At 54.8% G+C, this 24,939-nt stretch carries 24 protein-coding genes and 1 pseudogene; 16 read left to right on the plus strand and 9 right to left on the minus strand.

All coding sequences use genetic code 11. The features are described from left to right. Nucleotides 1-4 precede the first annotated feature (4 nt). Genes FPZ49_RS19510 through FPZ49_RS19525 form a run of 4 tightly spaced genes read left to right on the plus strand, consistent with a single transcriptional unit; the run spans nucleotide 5 to nucleotide 3,052 of the window. On the plus strand, nucleotides 5-430 hold the full coding sequence (locus tag FPZ49_RS19510; RefSeq protein ID WP_144850034.1) for a DUF309 domain-containing protein: 426 nt from the start codon (nucleotides 5-7) through the stop codon (nucleotides 428-430). After that, nucleotides 427-1,440, plus strand: coding sequence for an ABC transporter ATP-binding protein (locus FPZ49_RS19515; protein ID WP_144850036.1), 1,014 nt, complete (start codon nucleotides 427-429; stop codon nucleotides 1,438-1,440). The genes FPZ49_RS19510 and FPZ49_RS19515 overlap by 4 nt, the downstream gene beginning before the upstream one ends. Next, on the plus strand, nucleotides 1,437-2,258 hold the full coding sequence (locus FPZ49_RS19520) for an ABC transporter permease (RefSeq protein ID WP_144850038.1): 822 nt from the start codon (nucleotides 1,437-1,439) through the stop codon (nucleotides 2,256-2,258). The genes FPZ49_RS19515 and FPZ49_RS19520 overlap by 4 nt, the downstream gene beginning before the upstream one ends. 5 nt (nucleotides 2,259-2,263) lie before the next feature. Then, entirely contained in the window at nucleotides 2,264-3,052 is a 789-nt protein-coding gene (locus FPZ49_RS19525) for an ABC transporter permease (protein WP_144850040.1), read from the plus strand. A gap of 65 nt (nucleotides 3,053-3,117) precedes the next feature. Here FPZ49_RS19525 and FPZ49_RS19530 read toward each other — a convergent pair whose 3' ends face one another. Continuing rightward, nucleotides 3,118-3,600, minus strand: coding sequence for a thioredoxin family protein (locus FPZ49_RS19530; RefSeq protein WP_144850042.1), 483 nt, complete (start codon nucleotides 3,598-3,600; stop codon nucleotides 3,118-3,120). Between the two features lie 130 nt (nucleotides 3,601-3,730). On the opposite strand from FPZ49_RS19530, the gene FPZ49_RS19535 reads away from it, so the two are divergent. The 4 genes from FPZ49_RS19535 (at nucleotide 3,731) to FPZ49_RS19550 (ending at nucleotide 8,504) form a co-directional block, all read left to right on the plus strand. After that, nucleotides 3,731-5,374 carry a hypothetical protein gene (locus tag FPZ49_RS19535; RefSeq protein WP_144850043.1) on the plus strand — a complete coding sequence of 548 codons (1,644 nt, stop codon included), beginning with the start codon at nucleotides 3,731-3,733 and terminating at the stop codon, nucleotides 5,372-5,374. A 16-nt stretch (nucleotides 5,375-5,390) separates the two neighbouring features. After that, nucleotides 5,391-6,872 carry an RsmB/NOP family class I SAM-dependent RNA methyltransferase gene (locus tag FPZ49_RS19540; protein ID WP_144850044.1) on the plus strand — a complete coding sequence of 494 codons (1,482 nt, stop codon included), beginning with the start codon at nucleotides 5,391-5,393 and terminating at the stop codon, nucleotides 6,870-6,872. A gap of 2 nt (nucleotides 6,873-6,874) precedes the next feature. Next, on the plus strand, nucleotides 6,875-7,618 hold the full coding sequence (locus FPZ49_RS19545) for a pseudouridine synthase (protein WP_144850045.1): 744 nt from the start codon (nucleotides 6,875-6,877) through the stop codon (nucleotides 7,616-7,618). Between the two features lie 79 nt (nucleotides 7,619-7,697). Next, on the plus strand, nucleotides 7,698-8,504 hold the full coding sequence (locus tag FPZ49_RS19550; protein ID WP_261381500.1) for a Cof-type HAD-IIB family hydrolase: 807 nt from the start codon (nucleotides 7,698-7,700) through the stop codon (nucleotides 8,502-8,504). A gap of 72 nt (nucleotides 8,505-8,576) precedes the next feature. Here the strand turns inward: FPZ49_RS19550 and FPZ49_RS36900 are convergent, their stop codons facing one another. Continuing rightward, nucleotides 8,577-8,672 carry a sporulation protein YjcZ gene (locus FPZ49_RS36900; protein WP_144850046.1) on the minus strand — a complete coding sequence of 32 codons (96 nt, stop codon included), beginning with the start codon at nucleotides 8,670-8,672 and terminating at the stop codon, nucleotides 8,577-8,579. Nucleotides 8,673-8,860: 188 nt separating this feature from the next. On the opposite strand from FPZ49_RS36900, the gene FPZ49_RS19560 reads away from it, so the two are divergent. Next, nucleotides 8,861-9,901 (plus strand): hypothetical protein, encoded by a 1,041-nt coding sequence (locus tag FPZ49_RS19560; RefSeq protein WP_144850047.1) that lies wholly within the window; start codon nucleotides 8,861-8,863, stop codon nucleotides 9,899-9,901. A gap of 50 nt (nucleotides 9,902-9,951) precedes the next feature. On the opposite strand, the gene FPZ49_RS19565 is transcribed toward FPZ49_RS19560, so the two are convergent. Next, a complete protein-coding gene (locus FPZ49_RS19565; protein WP_144850048.1) occupies nucleotides 9,952-11,337 on the minus strand; it encodes an RsmF rRNA methyltransferase first C-terminal domain-containing protein in 1,386 nt (461 codons plus the stop codon). Nucleotides 11,338-11,479: 142 nt separating this feature from the next. On the opposite strand from FPZ49_RS19565, the gene queD reads away from it, so the two are divergent. Genes queD through queC form a run of 3 tightly spaced genes read left to right on the plus strand, consistent with a single transcriptional unit; the run spans nucleotide 11,480 to nucleotide 13,359 of the window. Continuing rightward, nucleotides 11,480-11,956: a 6-carboxytetrahydropterin synthase QueD gene (gene queD, locus FPZ49_RS19570; protein WP_144850050.1), complete on the plus strand. Its 477-nt coding sequence runs from the start codon at nucleotides 11,480-11,482 to the stop codon at nucleotides 11,954-11,956. Beyond that, complete coding sequence (locus tag FPZ49_RS19575; RefSeq protein ID WP_144850051.1) at nucleotides 11,953-12,642, plus strand: 7-carboxy-7-deazaguanine synthase QueE; 690 nt, start codon at nucleotides 11,953-11,955, stop codon at nucleotides 12,640-12,642. The genes queD and FPZ49_RS19575 overlap by 4 nt, the downstream gene beginning before the upstream one ends. 30 nt (nucleotides 12,643-12,672) lie before the next feature. Next, nucleotides 12,673-13,359, plus strand: coding sequence for a 7-cyano-7-deazaguanine synthase QueC (gene queC / locus FPZ49_RS19580; protein ID WP_144850053.1), 687 nt, complete (start codon nucleotides 12,673-12,675; stop codon nucleotides 13,357-13,359). A gap of 79 nt (nucleotides 13,360-13,438) precedes the next feature. On the opposite strand, the gene FPZ49_RS19585 is transcribed toward queC, so the two are convergent. Continuing rightward, nucleotides 13,439-13,858, minus strand: coding sequence for a helix-turn-helix domain-containing protein (locus FPZ49_RS19585; RefSeq protein ID WP_144850055.1), 420 nt, complete (start codon nucleotides 13,856-13,858; stop codon nucleotides 13,439-13,441). A 206-nt stretch (nucleotides 13,859-14,064) separates the two neighbouring features. On the opposite strand from FPZ49_RS19585, the gene FPZ49_RS19590 reads away from it, so the two are divergent. Next, the gene (locus tag FPZ49_RS19590; RefSeq protein ID WP_144850057.1) at nucleotides 14,065-14,271 is read left to right on the plus strand and encodes a helix-turn-helix domain-containing protein; all 207 of its coding nucleotides are present in this window, start codon (nucleotides 14,065-14,067) and stop codon (nucleotides 14,269-14,271) included. A 61-nt stretch (nucleotides 14,272-14,332) separates the two neighbouring features. On the opposite strand, the pseudogene FPZ49_RS36905 reads toward FPZ49_RS19590, so the two are convergent. The 3 genes and pseudogenes from FPZ49_RS36905 to FPZ49_RS19605 form a co-directional block, all read right to left on the minus strand. Then, nucleotides 14,333-14,512 (minus strand): annotated as a pseudogene (locus FPZ49_RS36905) (YitT family protein); the annotation flags it as partial. Nucleotides 14,513-14,880: 368 nt separating this feature from the next. Continuing rightward, nucleotides 14,881-15,753, minus strand: a complete 873-nt coding sequence (locus tag FPZ49_RS19600) for a transposase (protein ID WP_144850059.1) — start codon at nucleotides 15,751-15,753, stop codon at nucleotides 14,881-14,883. A 515-nt stretch (nucleotides 15,754-16,268) separates the two neighbouring features. Beyond that, a complete protein-coding gene (locus FPZ49_RS19605; protein WP_144850061.1) occupies nucleotides 16,269-17,411 on the minus strand; it encodes a GGDEF domain-containing protein in 1,143 nt (380 codons plus the stop codon). A gap of 193 nt (nucleotides 17,412-17,604) precedes the next feature. Here FPZ49_RS19605 and FPZ49_RS19610 point away from each other — a divergent pair, with 193 nt between their 5' ends. Genes FPZ49_RS19610 through FPZ49_RS19620 form a run of 3 tightly spaced genes read left to right on the plus strand, consistent with a single transcriptional unit; the run spans nucleotide 17,605 to nucleotide 23,200 of the window. After that, a complete protein-coding gene (locus FPZ49_RS19610; RefSeq protein WP_144850064.1) occupies nucleotides 17,605-18,738 on the plus strand; it encodes a glycosyltransferase family 4 protein in 1,134 nt (377 codons plus the stop codon). Between the two features lie 5 nt (nucleotides 18,739-18,743). Then, nucleotides 18,744-20,042 carry a metallophosphoesterase family protein gene (locus FPZ49_RS19615; protein WP_144850065.1) on the plus strand — a complete coding sequence of 433 codons (1,299 nt, stop codon included), beginning with the start codon at nucleotides 18,744-18,746 and terminating at the stop codon, nucleotides 20,040-20,042. Next, nucleotides 19,964-23,200, plus strand: a complete 3,237-nt coding sequence (locus tag FPZ49_RS19620; protein WP_144850067.1) for an AAA family ATPase — start codon at nucleotides 19,964-19,966, stop codon at nucleotides 23,198-23,200. The genes FPZ49_RS19615 and FPZ49_RS19620 overlap by 79 nt, the downstream gene beginning before the upstream one ends. 12 nt (nucleotides 23,201-23,212) lie before the next feature. On the opposite strand, the gene FPZ49_RS19625 is transcribed toward FPZ49_RS19620, so the two are convergent. Further along, entirely contained in the window at nucleotides 23,213-24,121 is a 909-nt protein-coding gene (locus FPZ49_RS19625) for a DMT family transporter (protein ID WP_144850069.1), read from the minus strand. 28 nt (nucleotides 24,122-24,149) lie between these two features. After that, complete coding sequence (locus tag FPZ49_RS19630; RefSeq protein ID WP_144850071.1) at nucleotides 24,150-24,911, minus strand: glucose 1-dehydrogenase; 762 nt, start codon at nucleotides 24,909-24,911, stop codon at nucleotides 24,150-24,152. Between the last annotated feature and the right edge of the window lie 28 nt (nucleotides 24,912-24,939).

The following is a 24,939-nucleotide window of genomic DNA, read 5'->3' on the forward strand; positions in this document are numbered from 1 at the left end:
GAGTATGCGGACGTATGACCCGTTGTATGTGCAGTTTGTGTATTATTTCAACATCGAACGCGATTATTTTGAGTGTCATGAAGTGATGGAGGAGTTGTGGCTCGAGGAGGGCCGCGACCCCCTATATCAAGGCCTGCTGCAGGTAGCGGTAGGCCTTTACCATTATCAGAACGGCAATCCGAGCGGTTCGGTGAAGCTGTTCACGGCCGCCCTGGAGAAGCTGCAGGGGCATCCGCCGGAGACGCTGGGGATTGATCTGGCCCAGGTGGTCAGCGAAAGCGAAGCGTATCTGACGAAGCTGCATCGCTTGCCGGAGGAGCCGTTCGCCTTCTACGATCTGACGATCCGCGTCATCGATCCGGAGCTGGCTGAGCTGGTGGAGAGGCTGCGCCTGCATCCGCCTTCCGCACATGAAGGAGAAGCGGAATGATCGAAGTCGAACATTTGACGAAGCATTACCAGGTGCATGAACGCGAAGGCGGCTTCCTGGCTTCCCTTGGCAGCTTGTTTCACCGGAAGTACCGTACTGTGAAAGCGGTTGACGATATCAGCTTCCACATTCCCGAAGGGCAAATCGTCGGCTTTCTCGGTCCGAACGGGGCCGGCAAAACAACGACGATGAAGGTGCTGACCGGCTTGCTGCATCCAACCAGCGGGCAGGTGAAGGTGGGCGGTTATGTGCCGTTTGAGCACAAGAATGCCTTCAAGCGCCGCATCAGCATGGTGATGGGGCAAAAGAGCCAACTCATCTGGGATGTGCCCGCCATCGAGAGCTTTTTGGTAAATAAGGCGATCTACGAGATCGAGCATAAGGAGTATCAAGCTACACTGGAAACGCTTGTGGAGCTGCTGGATTTGGGCGCGATCCTGCACAAGCCGGTACGCCAACTCTCGCTCGGCGAGCGGATGAAGTGCGAGCTGGCGGCGGCGCTGCTGCACCGGCCGGACATTTTGTTTCTGGATGAACCGACGATCGGCTTGGATGTCCACATGCAAGAAGTGATGCGGCGGTTTATCGCGGATTATAACCGGAGCTATAAAGCGACGATTCTGCTGACGAGCCATTATATGGCTGACGTGACGGCACTCTGCGAGCGGGTCATGGTGATCGCACAGGGTCAGCTGCTGTACGACGGCGGCATCGCACAGCTGATCGAGCGCTATTCGCGGCTGAAGCGGATCAAGCTGCAGTTTGCCCCGGAGCTGCCTGATCAGGAGCTGAAGCAGCAGCTGAGGCAGGCGATCCAGCGGGTAGACGGAGCGGAGATCGTCGACGCGGGCGAGGAGCTGCAGGTCGAGCTGGAGGTGCCGCGTGAGCAGGTGTCTACGATCTCGGCCATGCTGCTGTCCCAGTTTCCGGTGGTCGATCTCACGATTGAGGATCCGAGCGTGGAGTCGATCATCGGGCAGGCGTACACGTCACAGGGGGCGAGAGAATGATACGCCGCTTGCGCGCTTTGTGGCATCAGTATGCCATGCTGTGCCGGATCGAGTGGGCGGTCTTGTTCGCGTACCGCAGTGAAAGCTTGATCTGGATGGTCGGCTCGTTCGCTCAGCCGCTGGTCAGCTTGTCAGTCTGGCTATCCATCACAGGCAGCGGCACACTGGCAGGGTATAATGCGAAAGATTACATCGTCTATTTTCTAGGCGTGCTGCTGGTGGATCGGCTGACGCGCTCTTGGGATGTATGGGAGCTGGAAAATGACATCCGGCAAGGCACATTGTCCGCCAAGCTGATGCGACCGCTCCATCCGGTGCATTGGAGCATTGCGCAGAATGTGGTGTACAAAACGTTTTTCGCTTTGCTCTTGATACCGTCCTGGGCGGTACTAGCTTGGATTTGGCCGGTGTTTCGCTTGGAAACGGCAAGCATAGGCATGCTCATGGCCGCCATCCTATCGATTTTTGGCGCCGGCGCTCTGCGCTTTTTGATCGGCTACGAGTTCGGTCTGCTAGCCTTCTGGACGAATCGGGCCAGTGCGATGTTTGCGCTGTACGAAGGGATTCATCTGTTCCTGGCCGGCCGGATCGCACCGCTGTCCATGTTTCCGGAGGCGATAGCGAGGCTCGCGGAATGGCTGCCGTTTTATGTTACGGTCGGATTCCCCGTAGATCTGCTGACAGGGAAGCTGGCCGGCCATCCGGAGCTGATCCGGCAAGGCTTTGCAGGGCAGCTGATCTGGATCGTAATTCTGGCCGCCGTGTTCGGCTGGGAGTGGAAGCAGGGGCTGCGCAAGTACAGCTCGGCAGGAGGATAAGGCCGATGAGCAAATACGTGAACTGTTTTCGTGAATTTTTGCGGGCCTGTCTGGTAGAGGAGCTGGAGCATCGCGCGAATTTTGCCGCGAATTTGATGTCTACCGTCTTTTGGCTGGCGATGGCGGTGTTTACGGTGCAGCTGTATTTTTTCCGGACACCGTCGGTTGGGGGATGGAGCTACTACGAGGTGCTGGCTCTGCTCGGCGTATTTACGGCGATTCATGGCTTTATCGAGTTTTTTCTGCAGCCGAACATGAGCCGACTGGTGACGCATATCCGGCAAGGGACACTGGATTATGTGCTCACCAAGCCGATCGACAGCCAATTTTATGTCAGCTTTCGGCATCTGGTCTTTTGGCGTCTGGCTGACGTGGCACTGGGGCTGGGGATGATCGCTTTTGCTCTGATGGAGCTGGGCATTACGCCGAATACGAAGTCTATGGTGCTGTTTGTGCTTATTTTTGCCTCGGCTTTGGCGGTCGTGTACTCGCTGTGGATGGGGATGATGACCGTTTCGTTTTGGGCGGTGAAGGTGGATAATTTATCGTTCCTGTTCACGTCGTTTTTCGAGACGGCACGCTTTCCAGTATCAGTGTACAAGGGGGCGCTGCGCTTTGCGCTGACGTACGTGTTTCCGGTCGCGTTCATTACGACGTACCCGGCAGCAGCCATCGTTGGTCGGCTGGGATGGACCGAGGGGGCGGGGAGCTTGGCCGTGGCGGCGCTGTGCCTATGGATTTCGCGGCAGTTTTGGAAATTTGCTTTAGCGCACTATACCAGCGCCAGCAGCTGATAACACAAAGGGTACTTGCGACCGAGGAGCATGTCCGGCGGAACGCAGTACCCTTTTTTCAATGCCTATTTCTTGTACTTGGTTAAAAATGCTTTGAACGCATCCGCGGTTTGCTCGCCTTCCAGGCGCTCCGCCTCTTTGCCGCCCTTGTAATAAATGAGCGTCGGCGTAAATTGAATATTGTACTGCTGCCAGCCGTTCTTGAACTCTTCGAGGTTAAACTGCTTAATATCGGTATTCAAGCTTTTGGCGATCGGCATGAGTACAGGAGTCGTCGCTTTACAATGCACGCAGGTGGAGGCGAAATAATAGAGGAAGAAATCTTCCTTGGCGGCAATTTTTTTGTCCAGCGCGTCCGGTAAAATGATATTTTGATAATTCGGGTCGTCCAGCTGCTTCAGCGTCTCGGGATTCAGCTTGTCCGGTGCGATGCCGTAGACATTATTGGCATATTTGCCGTACTTGGCTTGCGAGGACTGGTGATTCACATAGTACAGTGCGCCGAATAACACGATGACGAGCCCTAGATAGATGGATAGCTTCTTCATATTGCCATACTGCCCCCTCTTTCCGCGAAAATGGCTTCTTCCATAGAATACACTATCAAGGAAGGAATTTCGACCCGCGTGTGGAAGTTAAAAAGGACAGATTTGCGAACATCACGAGGAACAGCGGGGAATGAACATGCGGAATCGGCTGCAGTTGGAAGGACTATCCAAAGTTAATATCTATGTTTGGTATATGCTGGGGTTTAGCGCGCTGGTGCTGCTGATCACTTGCTTGTATGTTACTTTCGTGCCGTGGCAGCGCTCTCAAGCGACCGCACTGGACGCGAAGGGCATCGATCAGGTCCGGCTTCTGGCCGGAGCCGCTAGCTATAAGGTTGCGGACGCCTTCCAAAAGGATAACGCGGACCTGCCGCAAACGACGTTTCCAGCACTGCAAGCTGTAAAAGCCAAAGCGGCGCGAGGATTTCAATATACCCTCAAGCAAGACGCGCATGTAATGGAGCAGTACAGTGTGCCGGGCAATGAGAAAACGCTCTATTTTGTTATCCGCACCGAACAGAAGGAAGAGGATGTATGGAGTCAGGTGGACATGCTGACCGTCGATCCGCAAACGCAGTCGGTAACGAACGAGCCGATTGGGTTCACGTACGGTGTATCCCCGGAGAAGGTGCGCGGCGCAACGCAATTGATCGGATTTGTCAATTCGGATGAATTTTTATATACGACGTTGAAAAATGAAGCGGGAGAGCTGGTTTACCGCGTCAATCGCTTTTCGCTGACCCAGCGGACGGTCACGCCGGTGATGGAGCTGTACCGGTTCTCGGAGGCAGACGCGAAGCTGCTGCCCGGCATTACGGCCGCCGATATTGCGCCTGACCGGCAGCATATGCTGGTACGGGATGAGCGCAGCGGCTTAGCCAGCTACGATCTCAAAACCGGCAGCCGCCAAATCATCGTTCCGGCCTCGGGCATCCACCAGGCGGACGATGCGCTTCAAGTGTCCAATAAGGCGGGCATTAGCCTCTACGCAGCCACTCGCTTCCAGAGCGACGAGTATCTGATCGATATGAATGCGGGCACAGCCAAACAGCCTTTTTCCGAAGAAAAAGGCTGGATCGATGCGGGAATGGATCTGAATCACAGCATCGTTTATTATAATTTTACGTATGATCGGAATCCGGAGCTGATCGCCCATGCCGACTCTAAGGCGATGCTTTTTCCATTCGGCGTCCAGATCACTGATTTGAAGGGAGCACCTCTGAAACGATTCAGTCTCCCTAAAGATTCGAACGAGCGTCTGGAATTCGGGGGGTACAACGAAGAGAAAAAGACAGTGCTGCTCCATAAATTTACGATTGGGCCCAACGCCAAAGGGGTGCCAGTGAAAAAAACGTCCGGCTGGCTTCTGGGCGATCTCGCGACGGGAGCGATGACCCCACTGCAAAAAACGGACGTCCCAGACAGCTGGGATCGCAAGGATGTTCTGTTTGGCAGCGTGTTTACGGACGTTAGCAACGACTTGGCAGCGGAGCAGGTGTTTGTGAACCCAACGGATCAAACCTACGTCATGACCCGCTGGAAGACGAAGCAGGTGATGCTGCTGCCGGAGGAGGATACGGTGATGTTCGCAGACGAGACGAGCAAGCGTGTATTTGTCAGCTCGTTGACCCGGCCGGACCTGATCGTTGCGATGACGAATTATAAGAAGTACAATTGGGATAACCATGATTTTGCTTGGCTCAAAGGGCGGTGGGTGACCCGCTTTCATACCCAGCCTGACGGAGACAAGCTGTATGCCTTCCAGATTAACTGAAACGAGTTGAATGTTCATGACAGGGCCCGTTGCGCCTGATGCTTTTTTACAACGCATGGAATGTTTGCTGGGGGCCGAGTATTCGGCCTTTCTGGCGTCTTACGGGGAGGAGCGCCTGTACGGGCTGCGCGTGAACACGCTGAAGCTGCCGGTAGAGCGCTTCCTGGAGCTGACCCGGCTCAAGCTTAATCCGGTGCCGTGGACGGATACCGGCTTTTATTATGAGTATGACGAAACGAACCGGCCGGGCAAGCATCCGCATTATCATGCGGGCTTGTACTATATTCAAGAGCCGAGCGCCATGGCTCCGGCAGAGCTGCTGGAGGTGCAGCCGGGAGAGGCCGTGCTCGATTTGTGCGCGGCGCCCGGCGGCAAGACGACCCAGCTGGCGGCGAAGCTGCAGGGACAGGGCGTCATCGTAGCCAACGATGTGCATCCCGACCGGGTGAAGGCGCTGGTTAAGAATATTGAGCTGTGTGGCATCCGCAACGCGGTGGTTTTGAACGAGGACCCGGAGCGGCTGACCGGACCGTTTGCGGGCTTTTTTGATAAAATCCTCATCGATGCCCCCTGCTCCGGAGAGGGGATGTTCCGCAAGGAGGAGGACATGGCGAAGGCGTGGCAGCCCGATTGGGTGGACAAGTACGCCGCCATGCAGCGGGTTTTGCTGCGCCAGGCCGCCCAGATGCTGAAGCCCGGCGGGCGGCTGGTGTATTCGACCTGCACGTTCTCGCCCGAGGAGAACGAGGCTATGATCGCCGGATTCTTGGACGAGCATCCGGCGTTTGAGGTGGTGCCCGCGACTGCGGAAGCGGGCACCGGGTTTGCCCCCGGCCGGCCGGACTGGCTGGCCGAGGGGTTCGCGCGCGCGAGCGAGGTGGCCGGCACGGCGCGGCTGTGGCCCCATCGCCTGCAGGGCGAGGGCCACTATGCCGCGGTGCTGCGCCACCGGGGCGCGGCCGCCGCGCCGGCGCCAGCGCCGCTGCGCGCCGTAGCAGCGGCGCCTGCGCGGCCCGCGCGCAGCGCTCGCGGCGCCGGCCGCGCTGCGGCGGCTGCGGCCGAGCCGCGCGAGGCGCTGGCGCGCTGGGCGCGCGAGCACTTGGCCGCGGCGCTGCCCGCGGCCATAGCTTGGCGCGGCGAGCACGCGTACGCCGCGCCGGAGGGGCTGCCGCCGTTGGACGGCATTCGGGTCATCCGACCCGGATGGTACCTCGGCGGCACAGCCAAGCAGCGCTTCGTGCCTTCGCACGCGCTGGCGATGGGGCTACGCGCGGAGGACGCGCTGCGCCGCATCCATTTCACGGCCGAGGACCCTCGGGCCGTGCGGTACCTCAAGGGCGAGACGCTCGAGCTCGCCCCCGAAGAGCTGCACACCGATGACGGTGTGCCGGCCAAAGGCTACTGCCTCGTCTGCGTCGACGGCTGTCCCGTCGGCTGGGGCAAATGGCAGGACGGCTTGCTGAAGAACGAATATCCCCCCGGCTGGAGGTGGACATAAAGATGAAAACAACATTACGCCTGGACAAGCTGCTGGCGCATTCAGGCTTTGGTACCCGCAGCGAGATCAAGCTGTTGGTGAAACGCGGCGCGGTCACTGTAAACGAGAAGCCGGTCAAAGACAGCGGAATGCAGGTGAATCCCGATCGCGACCGCATTACGGTGGATGGCGACCCGGTGAGCTACCGCGAATTCGTCTATCTAATGCTGAATAAGCCTCAAGGGGTCATTTCAGCGACGGAAGACACCCGGGATCGTACGGTGCTGGACCTGCTGGGAGACGAGTATGCTCATTTCGAGCTGTTCCCGGTAGGAAGGCTCGACAAAGATACGGAAGGCCTGCTGCTGCTGACCAACGATGGGAAGCTGGCGCATAACCTGCTGTCGCCCCGCAAGCACGTGCCAAAAACTTACTTCGCCGAAGTAGACGGGGCCGTCGGATCGGACGATGTGCAGGCCTTTGCGGCGGGCGTTACGCTGGATGACGGCTATGAAACCATGCCGGCGCAATTAAACGTGCTGCATACCGGCAAGCCGGAACAAAATGAACTGTCTCGAATTGAGTTGACCATTATGGAAGGAAAGTTCCATCAGGTGAAACGAATGTTCGAAGCCGTAGGTAAAAAAGTCGTGTTTCTTAAACGCATTTCCATGGGTCCGTTAACGTTGGACCCGGAGCTGCCCAAGGGGAACACCCGGGAGCTGACCGAGGACGAGCTGCAGGCACTGATCCATGTGCACGAATAAATAGACAACCAAGTTGCAATAAGTTGACAACTGATATCGATGAAACCGCTATAACAGTTGCAACAGGAGGGAGAGTCGCTTGGAGCTGAAGTATCGATTGATTGCGCTGGATGTGGACGGCACCCTGCTGAACGACGACTATGAGCTAACAGCGGTCACCAAACAAACGCTGCGCCAACTGCAGGAGGCGGGGGTCAAAATCGTGCTGTGTACGGGCCGAGGACCGGCCAATGCGGTGCCGATTTTGGAGCAGCTGGAGATGGAGGGCGTGTTGATTACGCATAACGGCGCAGCCACCATTGAAACACCGGGACCGAAGCTGCTGCACCAGTACAGCTTCACCGTAGATGAAGTGACTGCGATTGTCCGCCACTGCAGGGAACATCAGGTGCATTTTGACGTATGTACGGCACTGGACATGTATGTGGAGACCGTAGGGGAACAAGAAGCGAAGATGTACAACAAATATATGGTGTCACCCGAGATCGTAACGGATGTGCTGACGATGTCCGAGCCGATCGTGAAGCTGACGATGTTTGGCTCCGAGCAGCAGATGGATGAGGCGGAACGCGAGTTAGCCCGGCTTACACTGCCGGAGTCGCTTACCTGGATTCGCAGCGGCGTTTATTTCATTGACGTTATGAGCAAAGCTGTCTCCAAAGGAAACGCCCTCAGGGCACTGGCGCGTCAATGGCAGATCGAGCCGGAAGCAATTGTCGCGATGGGCAATTACTACAATGACGTCGACATGATTCGTTTTGCCGGCCTTGGGATCGCCATGATGAATTCGCCGGAGGAAGTGAAGCAGGCGGCGGATTTCGTCACCGCATCCAACAATGAAGATGGCGTTCACTTGGCGCTGCTAAAGCACGTGATGAGCAATTAACGAACAGCATAACGAGGGCCCGGACCGATGTCCGAGCCCTTTTTTGCGCTGGAGCGCGCGTTTTAGATGCGATTAAATGAACAATCCGGACTGAAGGACGATAACCAAAAGAATGAACAACACGAGAATGGTACCTGTAGATGTGAAGAAACCGCCAGCATGAGACATTGAAATTCCTCCCCTTCGTGTAAGTAACCGATGGTTTAGAGGGTATCGGTTTACTTTATTGTATGATGGATGCCCGTTTGCGTTTGGACGGATGCCCGGGAGCGTATAGATTTTGGGCATACAAGGACATCCTATCTAAGTCGCAAAAAACAGGAAAACCATCAACTGCCTAATTTGGAGGGAACCATATGTCATCTGTGATGCTCAGGCCGGATTTAAAAACGGCAGGCGGAGAGGTCCACGATATTTTGTATCAGCAGCGGTTTGTAGGGACGCTTTCCTTGGTCTATCGGGAAAATGACCGGGTGGCAGGCACACTCCAATTGGAGCAGGAGGTACTGCCGGAGTCGGCGAAAGACGAAGTGTTTGACACCGTGCACCTCTATGTTCAAGCGTTCGTAGATGCGGTGCGCGCCCGGGAATGCGAGATCATGGTGACCTACAGCAGCTATGACCATGTGATCGTGACAGAAAGTGCTGCGGCCAACTTGGACTTGGATCTGGCTGACGAATTGGACTACGACCTCGATTGGGACAGCGATGATGAGATCGATCTGGCAGACCCGGACATCTTCGATAACGGTATGATGACGACGGCTGATTTTGAGCTGGTGGTGGTCGGCGAGTCGGAGGATGCGATTGAATACCACATTTATGATCAAAATGAGGATTGGGTTGCCGAAGCTATTCTGCAAATCGAGGATCGAGAAGTGAGCGGAATGGTGAATTGGCTGATTGAACCGACGGAGCCAGAGCTGGATGTCATCGCCGATCTGCTGGTGCTGGAGTTTGACGATGATCAGGTGGACATTTTTGTAATAGATATGAAGTTTAATGATGAAATTATTGAGACGATCGAATTAACCCATGAGGATATGCTTGAAGATGAGGATGAAGCAGACGACATCGTCTGGGCTGAGGAGTACGATATAAACGATTACAACATCGTATTGGCTCGGGACGACGGAGGAGTGCTGACGTATGAAATCTATCAGCAATCGCGTGGCGGGCTGCCGATCGGGACGGCAACAGTCGATATTAGTCAACGTCAACTGACCGGATTTATTGATTTCCGCGAGGCGGGCAGCTCGGATGACCGGGAGGCGATTGCCATGATGCTAATGCAGGAGCTCGATAAAGAAAAAGATTACAACCTTATCAACCTTAGCATGATGCACCGAAACCAGCTGATCGAAGAAGTTCTCTTCGAAACAGAGCCCTTCCATTAATGAAAAACAACCGTCCGGACGCCATGTGCCGGGCGGTTGTTCGCATGCGGTTATCTCCGCAAACCTTTGGGGTAATGATTTTTTACTTGACCCGCGGACTGCTTGCCCCAGCCTAGCGGATATCCATCTACGGTGACCAGCACCCACCCTTGAAAAGCTTCCGTGCTCTCCAGTGTCTCGCCTCGCAGGTATCGCGTAACCTGTTCACCGGCGGACTCCAACCGGATCGATTGTTGAGCATCCGAATCGCTATTTAATGCTAATGCAAGCGCGTGTGAGGGCTCGGCGCGGCCTTTTTTTATCTCTGATAGGTGCAGTCCAGGACGCAGTACCTTTAAGCCTTGCAGCGATGCGCTGCTGAATAAACCGCCCGGAACGACTGGAAGCCAGTACAGCTGCTCGCCGAATAAAAGGGGCTCACCGTTCTCCAGTGGCAATGCATCCACCTGAAGCGTCTCCGCTGCAAAAGAGCTATAAATCCGCAGGGCGTCATCCTCCGGTCGCGAGGCTCCACGCTTTCCTTTGGAGCGTCCGCGAGCCGATGCTCCGCCCGCAGGTGATGAAGCTTCATCAACCGCGTCTTCCAGCCGCAGCACTGCGACAAAATGGCCCTCACCCCGATGCAAATGCGGCCATATCCGCTCCGTACGCTCCAGCTTTAGCTGTGGAAAACGTTCAAGCATCGTGTCCACCATGCGCTCATTTTCGAGCTCATTGAAGGTGCAGGTGGAATAAGCAATTCGTCCTCCGGGCTTCAGCATGACGATGGCGGACTCCAATATATCGAGCTGTCTCGCTGCACACATGTCCACATGGGCCGGCGACCACTCCGAGATCGCATCGGGATCTTTACGAAACATGCCCTCTCCGGAGCAAGGAGCATCAACCATCATTTTATCGAAAAACTGTGGAAACCGTTCGGCCAATTGCTGCGGCGTGGCGCTGACGACAACGGCATTTCGCACGCCCATCCGCTCGATATTTTCCGAGAGGATTTTGGCCCGGGCGGATTGAATTTCATTGCTGATCAAAAGTCCCTTGCCCGCAAGCTTTCCTGCAATGTGCGTTGATTTTCCGCCTGGTGCGGCCGCTAGATCGAGTACGACGTCTCCCGGCTCGGGAGCAAGCAGCTCGACAGCTGACATGGCCGAAGGCTCTTGAATGTAGTACAGCCCAGCGGCGTGGTAGGGATGCTTACCTGGCTTAGTTTCCTCCTCGTAATAAAAGCCGGTTTCGCACCACGGCACCTGCTCCAAAGAAAACAACTGCTGCAAAGACTGCATGACATTTTTGTTGGAAATATTCACTTTATCGGGATGAACCCGTAATCCCTGGGTCCTTGGCAGCGAATAGCTATGTAAAAAGGCCTCCGATTCCGCGGCAGTAGGCAGCTGCGCTTTCATTTGGCGAATAAACGCTTCAGGTAATTGAATCATGGTTGAATGCTCGAGCTCCTTTTTTTATCCATACTAACTTGCAAACGTAAACCGACATCTATTATACAAGTTTCACCATATTGTGAGAAGTGATTCACAATGCTATAATTATTGGGTTGTAAATTGAGAGGTGAAATAAACGATGGAATACGAAATTCCTAAACGCATACAAACCATTGGACAAGATATACAAAAAAGCGATCTGAAATACCACGATAGAGAAGTGCTGGTATCCAAGGAGTTTACTTTCGACAGTGCTCATCATTTGCATTGCTACGAAGGAAAATGCAAAAGCCTGCACGGACATACCTACAAGCTTCAAGTGATCATGCGGGGCAAAGTGGATGAGCGGGGGATCACGATCGATTTTGCCGACATCAAACGAATTGCCAAAGAGCGGATCATCGACAAGCTGGATCACCGCTATTTGAACGAAGTGCTCCCTCCGATGAATACAACAGCGGAGAACATGGTCGTTTGGATGTACGAGCAGCTATTTGCAGCACTGCAAGAGGAGAAGCTGATGCCGGCGATTCGGATCGAAGAGGTTCGTCTCTGGGAGACGCCGACGAGCTTTGCTGCGGTGACCGCAGCAATGATGGGAGATGACCAATCATGAGCGAATCTCGTAATATCAAGCTTCCGATGGTCGAAATCTTCGAAACGGTAGAGGGTGAAGGAACGCGGGCGGGATTTCCGACCGTGTTTGTTCGTCTTTTTGGCTGTAATTTGCGGTGCACCTGGTGCGATACCAAATACAGCTATCCTCCGGCGGAATCGGAGTTTGTGATGACGATTGATGAGATCGTCCAAGAAGCGACAAAATATCGCGCAAAGCATCTTTGCCTGACCGGCGGTGAGCCGCTGATGTACGGCGATAAATCTGCAGCGCTTATTGAAGCGTTGTCAGCGACCGGGAAGTTTACCGACATCCATATTGAAACCAATGGCGCAATCGATCTCGCGATGTTCATGGAGCGTATCGATGCCCCGGAAGTGCGGTACATTATGGATTACAAGCTTCCTGACTCGGGCGAAACGGACAAAATGATTCTATCCAACCTGCCCCTGCTGCGGCCGCAGGATGAACTTAAATTTGTAATCGGCAGCGAGCGTGATTTTGAGGCAGCTACAGCATTGCTGAAGGCGCATCCGACGGAGGCGCTCCCGTTGTTTAGCCCGGTGTGGGAAACCATGCCTCCGGCTAAGCTGGTCGCTTTAATGCTAGAGCATGGCTTATCCCAAGTGAAGCTGAACCTGCAGATGCACAAGATCATTTGGGACCCGGCCGCTCGCGGCGTGTAACATATAGAAGAAAAGAAGGTGCTTGATCGAATGAAAAAAGCGGTCGTCATTTTGAGCGGCGGATTAGATAGTACAACATGTATGGGTATGGCCCAGGATCAAGGGTACGAGCTATACCCAATTACGTTTGATTATGGGCAGCGCCATAAAGGTGAAATTGAGAACGCAAGGCAGGTAGCGGAGTTCTACGAGGTTTCGGGGCGTCACCGCGTCATCTCACTCGGGTTCCTAAAAGAATTCGGAGGCAGCGCGCTGACCGATGAGTCGATTGATGTTCCGGAAGCAGGGCAAAGCGGTCCGATTGATTCGGATATCCCGATCACCTACGTGCCGGGCCGGAACCTGCTATTCCTATCGATTGCGACTTCTTATGCTGAGGTCATTGGGGCAGAGGCGATCTACATCGGTGTCAACGCACTGGATTACAGCGGCTACCCGGATTGTCGCCCGGAATTCATTCGTAAGGTAGAGGAGGTCATGGCACTCGCTACACGAGTGGGTGTCGAAGGCGGCCCGATCCTAATCGAAACACCGCTTATTCACTGGACAAAGGCGGAAATTATTAGGGAAGGCATGCGCCTCGGGGTGCCTTATCAGCTGACTACGTCATGCTATAACGGTCAAGAGGAAGCTTGCGGTGTATGTGACAGCTGCAGATTGCGCCTAAAAGGGTTTATGGATGCCGGATCAAGCGATCCGATTCCGTATCGAAAGTAATACTATGTCTGTCTGCGCAGTTAATTATAACGAAAAAGTCCGGTCCATCCAAGACGAAGTCTGGAAAGCCGGGCTTTTTTTAATTCTCGTAAGTAAATTCCGGTTCTTCCACACCGTTACGACGTTTCTTATCTTTCCAAAAAAGGACGGTCAGCGCCCGTTCGATCCATTCTTTATCCAGCTCCGTCAGGTCGACCCCATCGAAGGAGAGATCGTTTTCCCGGAGAAAACGCCGTAAATTAATACGAGGCTTCGTATATGCAGCTTCTTCTCGGGAAGGTGCGTTCATTTCCAGGTAGCCGGCAATCTGCATTAGCTCGGTGTAGGGGGTATTGAGCCCTTCCGAAAGCTTCATTAGCACCTCTGGAGAGGGGACGCCGCGATTACCGTTTTCCAGCTGAGAAATATAAGCTGCGGAAACACCGGAACGATCGGCAAGCTCACGTATTGTAAACCCTTTCAATTTACGCATATCTTTCAACTGCTCGTAGAAATCCATCCGAAACACCTACAATTCTGGTTTTACCCAAGATAAACGAAAGTAAATAATAGGTAACGTTAATATAATAACAGTAAGCATAAGCCGATACAATTTAAATTTAATAAACAAAAGTAAATACAATAGGTTGCATATGTGAAAACAAATGGTATACTTATGGTATATTCAGGAAGAAGTAAGGGGTTAGTTATCGGGGAGGCATTAGGATGAAAATTAGAGCGAAAACGAACGTCATGGTGAAGGCGAGGATTGTGAAAGGACTGACGCAGCGTGATTTGGCCAAGCTAACAGGACTAAGCAATGCCTATATCAGTCTGCTCGAGAGGTCGGTCAAACCCGTGGGCCCCGGAACGGCTAAAAAGCTGTGCGAGTTGCTCGAACAGCCGCTAGAGGAATTATTTACGATCGAATAACGTTATTACGGTCGTTTCCAGTAAATTCCCTCTCGGCCTCCAAATACGTTACCCCTCGCCCCAAAGATCCGCCCGAACGAATGACAATCCCCACACCAATCCCGAGAATGATCCCGCCGAAAAAAGCCGCTAACAGCGGATCCAACGTTATCTACTGGATCAGAATGAGCAGCGTCGTCCCAATCGACATAATCACGACGGAATATAAAGTGGATAGAGCAAACGTTTTGCCAATCTGTTTAGGCAAATCCAGCTCATGCGCCAAAAAGGATCGAAATACCGGCAATCCCACCGTTTACAGGAAGCCTACTTCTGCCAAGTACTCTTCGTGTATGAACTACCGTCGGTAATTACACAAGCCTAACTGCGAGATATATGTACTGCTTTTTAGCGCCTTTTATCCATTATCCCCTTAGCTCAGGAAGAGAACGACCGAAGCTATTATTCAAAATGTGATGCGCAAAATGAAGTGATTTTTAATCGAGCTATATCCAACTTTAAAAATACGGACTAGATTGAAACTAACTAATAGCAATCAAATCATCGTACTAAATTACTAATTATAAATAATTACTATATAGCTATGGCATAAATTTCCTTATAAAATTGCTAGCTTGCTTTAGTTAATTTTGAATATGGCAAAGAGGAAGAAGAAGCGCATAGCATCACCAGATTCTCGAAAATGGATGCTTTTCGAATGGTGAGGTTATAACGATAACTATATTCATCTAAATAGGCTTGAAGGTGCTTCCTCCCGATGCCGTGAAATGTTTTGTTAATCCATTCATTTGCCTTGGCGGCTGATAGAAGGAGTTTGGTGAAGCGTTTAGAGCAATATCGAGCTGTTACGAATTGTACCTCTGAAACTTGCGGATTCACATGAAGATCGGAAAAATTTTTTGTTCCGCTGCGAAGGACATCTCTTTGGTTCAGATGATTCAGAGGGATCAGTTTTAGCTTGATATAATACGCATCGCCCTCATTATTTACAGTGGATCCGATAAAGTAAGGTTGTTCCCGCTTATGTTTATAGAAAGAAGGATTATGAGGATGACCATATGCAGCCAGATTGACTTGAACGATGCCTGATAGAAGCGTACCGCCATCTGAAGTGCTTATGCCGTGACGAATTTTGCGAAGCATTAGCCATGCGGTTTTATAGGTTACACGGATGATTTTGCTCAACTCAACGGCGCTCGTACCAGTCGTGGTGCGGGAAACCAGAAAAATGGCTATAAACCATTTGCGGAGCTCTGTACGGCTACCTTCTAAAAGTGTTCCAGCAGTAAGTGACGTTTGATGGTGGCAATGGCAGCATTCAAATAAGGGAAGTCTGCGGGTATCGGTCATATAGGTATGGCGATGCTCACAGCGAGGACAACTGAAACCATTAGGCCATTTAGCTCGAAGTAAGTAGGCAGCGCAGGCTTCCTCAGTTCCAAATTGCTGATGAAAGTTTGCCAAGTTGATCACTTCATCCATCAAGCGCGTTACCTCCTTATAAAAATAACCGAACTAGTGTTCCTATCGGTATTATACCAAACGCTGGTTCTTGTGTCGAGTTTTAAATGTAAAAAAATGGAATGAGTAAAGGGGATAATACAAGAAAAAAGCGAATTAGAAGTGGGTGGAATTGGTAGGATGGAGGGGTTGTGGTGGCGATTGAGGGTATTGGTAGGATGGAGGGGGTTGCAGGGATTGAGGAGTTGAGTTTGCAATAGGGGCGTGTGGTCTACGGGGAATTCGAACGGGAGCTTTCACGGGGGAGTGGCAGTTAAGAAAGTGAGGTGTATGCTTTTGGGCTGAGTGAAGGGGATAATGGGGAAAAGAGTGTTCATGAAAGAAGTGAGAGTTGAGGAGGGGATGATAGAAAATAAGAGGAATATATGGGGATGAGCCAGTGCTATAGAGTGAAAAGCGTGGCAGCCGGTAAAAAAAAGACCTGGCGGACATAGTGCTTTGCTCAGGTCTTACGGGATGGCTCATTTGTTTAAGGATCAGAAGCCGATGACTTTGTTTTTGCCGGTGGTTTTGGCTTGGTACATGGCTTCGTCGGCTTGCTTGATTAGCTCGTCTGCGGAGAGGCCTTTTTTCCAGTGGCTGTAGCCCATGCTGACGGTGACGATTGATTCCTGCTCGACTCTTGTACGAATCCGTTCAGCCAGCTCTGCAGCGTCTACCGTGCGATCTGTTACAAGTACGACCATCTCTTCCCCGCCGTATCGGCCGCAGATGCCGGTGTCTTCAGTCTCTTCTTTGACGATTTGTGCGACTTGCTTGAGTACCTGATCGCCCATGTGGTGGCCTTTGGTATCGTTGAGCTTTTTGAAATTGTCGATATCGCTGAAGATCACGGATACCGGGACTCGATTCGCCACAAATTGCGACGTGCGGTTGTAGAAATATTTTCGGTTAAATAGTTTGGTCAGCCCGTCTGTGATGGAGGAATGATAAATTGCTTGCATCACTTCGATCACGCGCTCAAAGATGAAGAGGAACAGTACGATATGAAATATGAACGGAATTAGCTCTTCCAGGAGCATTAAGAACGGCTGGCGGCCTCCGAATAAATATACATTTGCCATATGTAAGGTGTGAGATGTAAAATACACGGTCAGCATGATTTGGTATTTGCCGTTTTGACCGACGCGCGGATTGACCAGCAAAAAGCTCAGAAACAGGAGTAAAAATAAATACAGCTCCGTGAAAAGCGGCCTAAGAAGCGTTGTTTGCTGTTCACTGCCCTGCAGCCAGTCCGGGATGTACCAAAATGTTAAGGAGACCAGCACACTTACTGCGATGAAAAAGCCGAACACGACAAAATCACGCATTCGGGTCACGTTGTAGAGTTGATAGATACCGATATTAAAGAGGACGAAGGCAAGCACTTTGAGCAGGAGCGCCGTATAAGCCGAGGCATCGGTTTCGCTAGCGTTGATAGCCAGCCGGATTAGCTGACCGTACTGAACTAGCAAAATAATAAATGCTACCATCATGGAGAAGTAGCCGATTTTGCGGCGATTCATCAATAATCGCAAGGAGACGAGCATGGTCATTGCGATGATGACGATCAGCATGGAATACATAAAAACGGAACCTGCCGGTCCAAATACTAATTCCGCGAACGATACATTGTTCATGAAAGAAAGGCGACCCTCCCGGTCTGCTTGCATCTGGTCAAAAAAGATTTCTTGGAGTATATTATAGCAAACATACATTCGTTTCGTGAAGTCTTGTCGTCTTCTTTCATAACTGATAGGATGTAATTTGTAAGCATTATTTACATGTATCATGACTTGATGAGGCTTTTTTACGGAATAGGGGGAGGGTATCATGCGTATACTTCAAGCGTTATTTTTTCCACCGGAGCAGCCGGGCGGCGTCTCTTCCATGGTTCCCTTTATACTCGATCGGTTTAATAAAAGAGGTTGGGAAATGGAGCTGTTTTCGCTTCCGAAGCGGATCCGCGGGAAAGGCTCTGAAGCGTTCCAATTTACTACATTCGACTGGGAAATATATGCCGGAAATCCAGTTGTTGATAAATATATCCAGACCATCAAAGATTACGTTTGGTGGACGAAGATGCGGATTAAGTCATCCTATGATTTGATCCATGCGCATCACCCGATCGCCTGCCTAGTGATGAAGCGCCTGTTTCCGGATACACCGATTTTGATGACGGTGCATTCCAGTTACGAGCGTGAGTTAATTTTGAACGGAAAAATTAAACCGGACGGGCCTGAGTATGCTTTTCTGACTTCGATTTACCGGGAGCTGGAGGAGCAGGCAGATCAATTGTTCACGGTATCCAACTCGTTTAAACAGTATTTGGCTGAGTTTGTTCAAGAGCCGGAGCGGATCGGAGTCATTCCTAACGGCTTTGATGAAAAGCGCTTCCGTCCTGTGACCCATGAAAATCAAGTGCCGCAGCTGATTTCCGTATGCCGCTTGGTTCCCGCTAAAGGCTTGGATACCCTTTTGTACGCTTGTGCGGAATTAAAAAAGAAGGGGCATCCCTTCGTGCTCCATCTCATCGGGGACGGCCCGATTCGACCGGAGCTTGAGGCTTTGGCGATGCAGCTAGGAATTTATGACGATACGATTTTTTACGGCTATATGCTGCATCCAGAGGATTTCATGCCGTTCTTTGATGTGTTCGTGCTTCCTTCGCGGGCGGAGGCTTTCGGATCGGTGTTTGCCGAGGCGGCGTTATGCGGACTTGCTGTGGTTGGAACGAACGTGGGCGGTATAGCGGAGCAGATTGAGCATGGAGTCAACGGACTGCTGGTCCCAGTTGATGATGTTCAGGCCTTAGCCGGTGCTCTCGAGAAGGTGACCGGTGACCCGATGTATCGTTATCAGCTCGCTAGAGTGGCGATGGAGAAGGCACTGAATACTTACTCTATGACCCGAGTCATTGCGCAGCTGCGCAGTGTATACCGGATGTATCGGACGGAGAAGGGTTGAAGCTTATGCGGGCTTTTCGATTTGTTCATGCGGCTGATTTGCATTTGGACAGTCCGTTTCGCGGTTTAGTCAAGCTGCCGGAGTCTTTACGCGAGAGGTTGAGGGAATCGACCTTTCAGGCATTGGATCGACTTGTGCAATTGGCTGTGCGCGAGCGGGCTGATTTTATTGTGATTAGCGGGGATGTTTACGATATTAAGGACCGTTCGCTGCGTGCGCAGCTGCGGTTCTGTCAAGCTTTAGAGACGCTGGCGGGTCATCAGATACCCGCCTTTGTCATTCACGGGAACCATGATCCGATGAAGGATGGCTACGCTGCCAAGCTTCGTTACCCGGAAGGCACCCGAGTTTTCGGTTGCGAGAAGGTGGAGAGTCATGTGGTTATGGATGCGGAAGGGAAGGCTTTGTGCCGGGTTTCCGGTATCTCGTTCGGTCAGGCGGTGGTGACTGAAAATTTGACACCCGGCTTTCGAAGGTGGGATGACGGGCTGTATCATATTGGACTTCTCCATACGAATGTGGATGGAGATCCGCAGCACGATAATTATGCGCCCTGCAGCTTGAAGGATTTGAACGGCCGGGGAGTGGATTATTGGGCATTAGGTCATGTACATACGAGGCAAATTGTTCAGGAACGCCCATGGGTTGTTTATCCGGGCAATCCGCAAGGCAGACATATCCGGGAAACCGGTGCACGCGGATGTTATCTGGTAGACGTTACGGCTGGCGGCGAGACAACGGTGCAATTCCATGCGCTGGATGAGGTGCGTTGGCAGGAGCAATCGGTTTCGATCGCGGGGCTTACAACCGAACAGGAGCTGAAGGAAACGCTGGAGGAAGCCGTTGAGGCGGCGCGAGAGGTCTCGGAAGGCCGACCTGCCCTGCTTCGGGTTACGCTTACGGGCAGAGGCGAGCTCCATCCGGTGCTGCAGCGAGCCGGTGTGAAGACGGATTTGGCTGCTCTGTTATGGGAAGCGGAGAAGCATTCCCAAAGGAATGCAGTCGTTTGGATCGAGTCCATCCACGATCAAACCGGCGCATTGGTCGATCGAGGGCACTTGGCTGCACAGCCGGGGTTTTTAGGCGATTTGCTGCGTTTGGCGGAGGAAGCGGGGATGACATCAGAGCAATTGGATTCATTTGCTACGGAAGCATTTGCTGTGATGGCGGGCCAGCCCATGCTGGCATCGTTACTACAGGGGATGGGGACCGAGGAGCTCGCGGCTTGGCTGCAGGAGGCGGAGGAGCTGGCCATGGAAGCCTTGTCACCGGAGCTGAAGGCGGAATCGGGGTGGACGGGATGAGAATCGCGCGCTTGCAGGTGCATCGTTTTGGCACCCTGCGTGATCTGGACTTTACGTTGGAGTCTTCTGCTACCCTAATCTATGGTCCGAATGAAGCAGGAAAAAGCACGCTGCTGGAGTTTGTCCGCGCCATTTTGTTCGGATTCCCTGCGAGAGGCGGCTCAGAACGATTGCTGCCGCTAGGGGGAGGCTCATTTGGCGGTGCTGTAACGCTGGAAGACCCCCAAGGACGACGTATCCGGGTAGAACGCTTCGATAGCCCTGTGAATGGGCGAGGAAAAGCGCCGGTGTCAGGGAGCGTCCGTGTGATATTTCCTGATTGGGCGACCGGTGGAGAGCGAGAGCTGGCGGCGCTGCTTGGCGGTGTGTCCTCGGAGCTGTTCCGTAGCTTGTTTGCTTTTGGGCTGACGGAGCTGCAGGAGCTGGGGACGCTGCAAAGCGAGGAGATCAGCGGATTTTTATACAGCGCCGGGCTTGGGACGAGCAGTTCGGCGCTCCGAACGGCGGAACGGAAGCTGGCACAGGAACTGGAGCAGCTGTACCGTCCCCGGGGCCGTACGCCGCTCATCAATCGGGCGCTGCAGGATTTGACTGAAGCGGAGCGGGAGCTGGCCCGAAGTCGAGGCGACGCCGAGCGTTACTATACGCTTCAAGAGCAGCTCGCTCGCCTTGGTGGTGAGCTGGAGCGGCTGGAGGCTGAGCAGCTTGAGGGGCGACGTCATTCGGATTGGCTGCATCAATGCCTGCGCGCCCGCCCGCATTGGCTTCGTCTGCGTGAGCTAAATCGGGAGCTGGCTGAGCTTCCAGAGCTGGACGATTTCCCTGACGATGCGGTTACTCGTCTGGAGGCGCTAGAAACTGAGCAGGAGCAATTAGCTGCCCAGACCGATCGGCTTGGATTAGCCGGCGACGAGCTTGCACAGGAGATGGAAGGTCTGGAACGCCAGCTCTCGGCTGACGGTGATGTGCTTGCTCACCAGATCGAGCTGGAGCAGCTGCTGGACGAACGGGCGGCCTACGAGGAGACCTTGCGTCAGATTACCCGTGCGGCAGCGGAGGAAGAGCAGCTGGACGCTGAGCTTGAGCGTCTTTTGCGCACCTTAGGGCCGGAATGGTCCGTGGAGCATCTGGATCGTTTGCCTGTCCTTGTCATGCTGCGGGAGCAAGCAATTGCTTTTCGCGACGAGTGGAACCGGCAGCGCCAAGCGGAAGCGGCTGAGGGGCACGAGCTGGAGCGGCTCTTGCAAGAGCTCAGCTGGCCTGTGGAGTCGATGGAAAAGGAAGAGGTTCTTCAGCGTTTGCTCGCTGCTGAAGCTGCAGCCTTTGCACAGGCTCAAGAGGAGTTTGAACGTGTTCAGGCTGCTAGACGTTTGTTTTACGACTGGAAGGCGGCCAAGCAGGAGGCTCGCCATGCGGAGGAGCGGCAGCGGGATTGGCAGCTGCGTACCGAGCCGGAGCCGCGTTCTACTGACGCCTCGTCTGCTTTGCCGCTATATGCGGTGTATGCCCTGACGCTGCTTGTGCCCGCGGTTTTGGCGGCGCTGCATGACTATGCGGCGGCTGGGATTGCTTTTGCGGCGCTGCTGGCGGGCAGCGCTGTCTGGACGCGGCTGCGCGGCCGTCGCCGCGGGCGCCGTCAGCGGCCCTACGGCGGCACGCTGGCCGCCGAGGCGCCTACCGCGGCGCGCGAGCAGGCGCAGGCCGCCACGCTCGAGGCTGCGCTGGCGGCCGAGCTGCGCCGCCTGCCGCGCCTCGCCGGCGGCCCCACGGCGCTTGAGGCCGCGGCAGCGCGCCAAGCGGCGCCGCTGACGATCGAAGGACTCGAGCCTCAGCTCGATGCCCTCGATCGTCAGCTCCGCGCGCGCGAGGCGCAGCACGCGGGGCGCCGTGCCGCCGCCGAGCGGCTGCAGGCGCTGCTCGCGCAGCGCGGGCGGCCCGCGGCCGCCGGCGAGCCGCTGCGCCGCCGCTGGGGCGCCTGGCTGCGCGAGCTGGCGCTGCCCGAGGCCGCCGGCCCCGATGCGGCGCTCGCGCTGCTGCAGCTGGCCGAGCAGGCGCAGCAGCAGCTCCAGCGGCTGCGCCGGCAGCGTGCGGCCCGCGAGGCGCTGCAGCGCACGGCCGCGGCGTTCGCGGCCGCCGTTGGCTCGCGCCTCGGCGCCGCCGCCAGCCGCGAGCCCGGCCCCGCGCTGAAGGCGTGGCAGGCCGCGCGCGACCGGCAGCTGGCGCTGCAGCAGCAGCTGGCGCAGGGCCGCCGGCAGCAGGCCGAGCTGCGGCGCCAGGCGGCGCTGCTCGAGCCGCAGCGCGAGCGCGTCGCGGGGCGCCTGCGAGAGCTGCTGCAGGCCGCGGGTGCGGACGGCGCCGAGGCGCTGCGCCGACGCGCGCGAGAGGCGCAGCAGCGGAAGCAGCGCCTCGGCGAGCAGCGCCAGGCGGAGCTGGCGATCGCGACGCTCGTCGGCGACGCGCAGGTGGAGCGCCTGGACGACGCGCTGCGGCGCTCGGACGCAGAGGCGCTGCAGCGCGAGCTCGAGCGGCTCGACGCGGAGCTGGCCGCCGGCCAGGCGCGGATCGAGGCCTGCCGCGAAGAGAAGAGCCGCGCCAAGTTTGAGCTGGAGCGGCTGGCAGAGGGCGGCGATCATGCCGAGAAGCTGCAGCGGGTCGAGGAACGGCGCGCGGAAGTGCAGCAGCTGCTGAAGCGCTGGGGAGTGCTCGCGATGTGCAGCACGCTGTTCAGCCGCACGAAGCAGCTGTACGAGCATGAAAAACAGCCCTCCGTGATGCAGAGGGCTTCGGGCTACTTTGAACAAATGACCGGCGGACGATTTACACGAATGGTCGCTCCGCTGGGCGAATACCGTGTGCTCGCGGAAAAAGCGACCGGGGAGCTGCTCACTTCGTCGCAGCTGAGCCGAGGCACCGCGGAGCAGATGTACTTATGCATACGCTTCGCGCTGGTGGACGAATACGCGGCATCCGGCATTCGGCTGCCGCTCGTGATTGACGACCTGTTCGTCAATTTCGACGACGAACGGCTGGAGCAAGGCATGGCGCTGCTGCGCACCGTCGCGGAGCGGCATCAGCTGCTGCTGTTCACGTGCCACCGTCATGTGCTGGAGGCGTACGCCCGGCAGCTGCCCGACGAATCGATTATCCGCATGGGATGAAGGCGCATGTCATTAGCCAGCCAGCTTAAGCACCAGAATACCGATCAGCGCACAGATGAGGCCGCCCACTTCGAGGCGGCTCATTTTTTCTTTCAGCCCGAATCGGGCATAGAGAAGTACAATAACAACGTTCATGGCGATCATCGCGGACACGAGTCCGGTGACACCCAGCTTGAAAGCGGGCAATATAAACATCATCCCGCTAATGTTGGTCACGCCGACGACCATGCCCCATAGCAAGGTTTTGCCGACCGGCCAGCGCTTTGAGCCGCTTTCCGAGGCTGCCGCCATCTCCTGAACGCCCTGTCCAATAGCTGCACGAACGCGCCGCGCCTGTCTGGCATCGATCATCCAAGAGAAGCCGAAACAGAGGGTGCCCGTAGCGTACATTACAACAAGCGTTGGAAGCGGCTCGGCGCCGTGAAGCGTCGACGCTTTGGAGGACAGGTCGGTCAGGCCGAAGAAGAGCATCGCCACCACGCCCCATCCAGCGCCCTGCAAATGCTTGAGCGACAAGTCTCCTGCATAGCGGATCATCAGCACGCCGGTGAGGATGACGGCAAACGCAGCCATTTGCCATACATTCAGCTTCTCACCCCAGATCAGGTAAGCCATCAGCACGACGACCACAGGCGGAAGCGCCGTAAAGATGGCGATGAGGGACGCTTTACCGACCGAAAAGCCCTTATACATCGCAGCGTTGGACGTAAAGGAAAACAGACCCATGAGCGTGCCGATCCATACCGGCTTACTCCAAGGCTGGCTTACGGCGAGATTGACCGCCAGGGCGATCAGTATGCCCGACAAATAAACGCCGAACAGCAGCACATTCCGCTGAAGCGGCCGCTGTGAGGTCCATTGATACAAAATCCCCCTCAGCCCGAAGCACACGGCGGCTGCCGCAGCATATACAAACCACATGATGAAGTCCCCTTGCTGTCGGTTATTTTTACTCCTCGTAAATCATTTTGACGCTCATTCCCCCGTCGATCACCAGGTTTTGCCCGGTGATGAAGCCGGCTTGTCCTCCGGCCAAGTAAAGACACGCGGCTGCAATATCAAGCGGCGTCCCGACCCGGCCGGCCGGATGCTGCAAGCGATCGCGCTCCGAGTGGACCGGCGTCTGCCTCTTGGACGCTTTCTGCCAGTCTCGCGTCTCGATCCAGCCCGGACTGACGGCGTTCACGCGGATCCCGTATTGTCCTAGGCTAACAGCCATCGCATGGGTGAGCGCGAGCAGCCCTCCCTTCGAGGCGGAATACGCCTCCGTGTCGGCCTCCGACATCAGTGCGCGCGTCGACGCGATATTCAAAATGACCCCGCCGCCTTGTTTCTTCATCTCCCTGGCAGCAAGCTGGGAGCAGACGAAGGCGGCGCGCAGATTGACGTTGATCACCTCGTCGAACTTCTCCAAGGGCAGCTCCAGCATGGAGCCGCCGCGTCCGATCCCGGCGTTGTTGACGAGCACATCCACCCGTCCCAGCTCGGAGAGGGTAAGCTTGAACCAGCGCTCCGCTTCCTCCGCTTTACCGATATTGACGGGCAAAAACATCGCTTTGCCGCCCATGCTCCGAATGTCTTGCATGAGCTCGGCACCCGCCTCTTTATCCGTATCCGCTACCGATATCTCGTAGCCCGCTCTCGCAAATTCCAGCGCAATTGCTTTGCCGATGCCTTGTGCGCCGGCGGTTATGACTGCGACCTTACGCATGTGCACACCTCCTGGAGGATGGATTCTT

This window comes from Paenibacillus cremeus (assembly GCF_007786445.1).
Classification (GTDB): domain Bacteria; phylum Bacillota; class Bacilli; order Paenibacillales; family NBRC-103111; genus Paenibacillus_G; species Paenibacillus_G cremeus.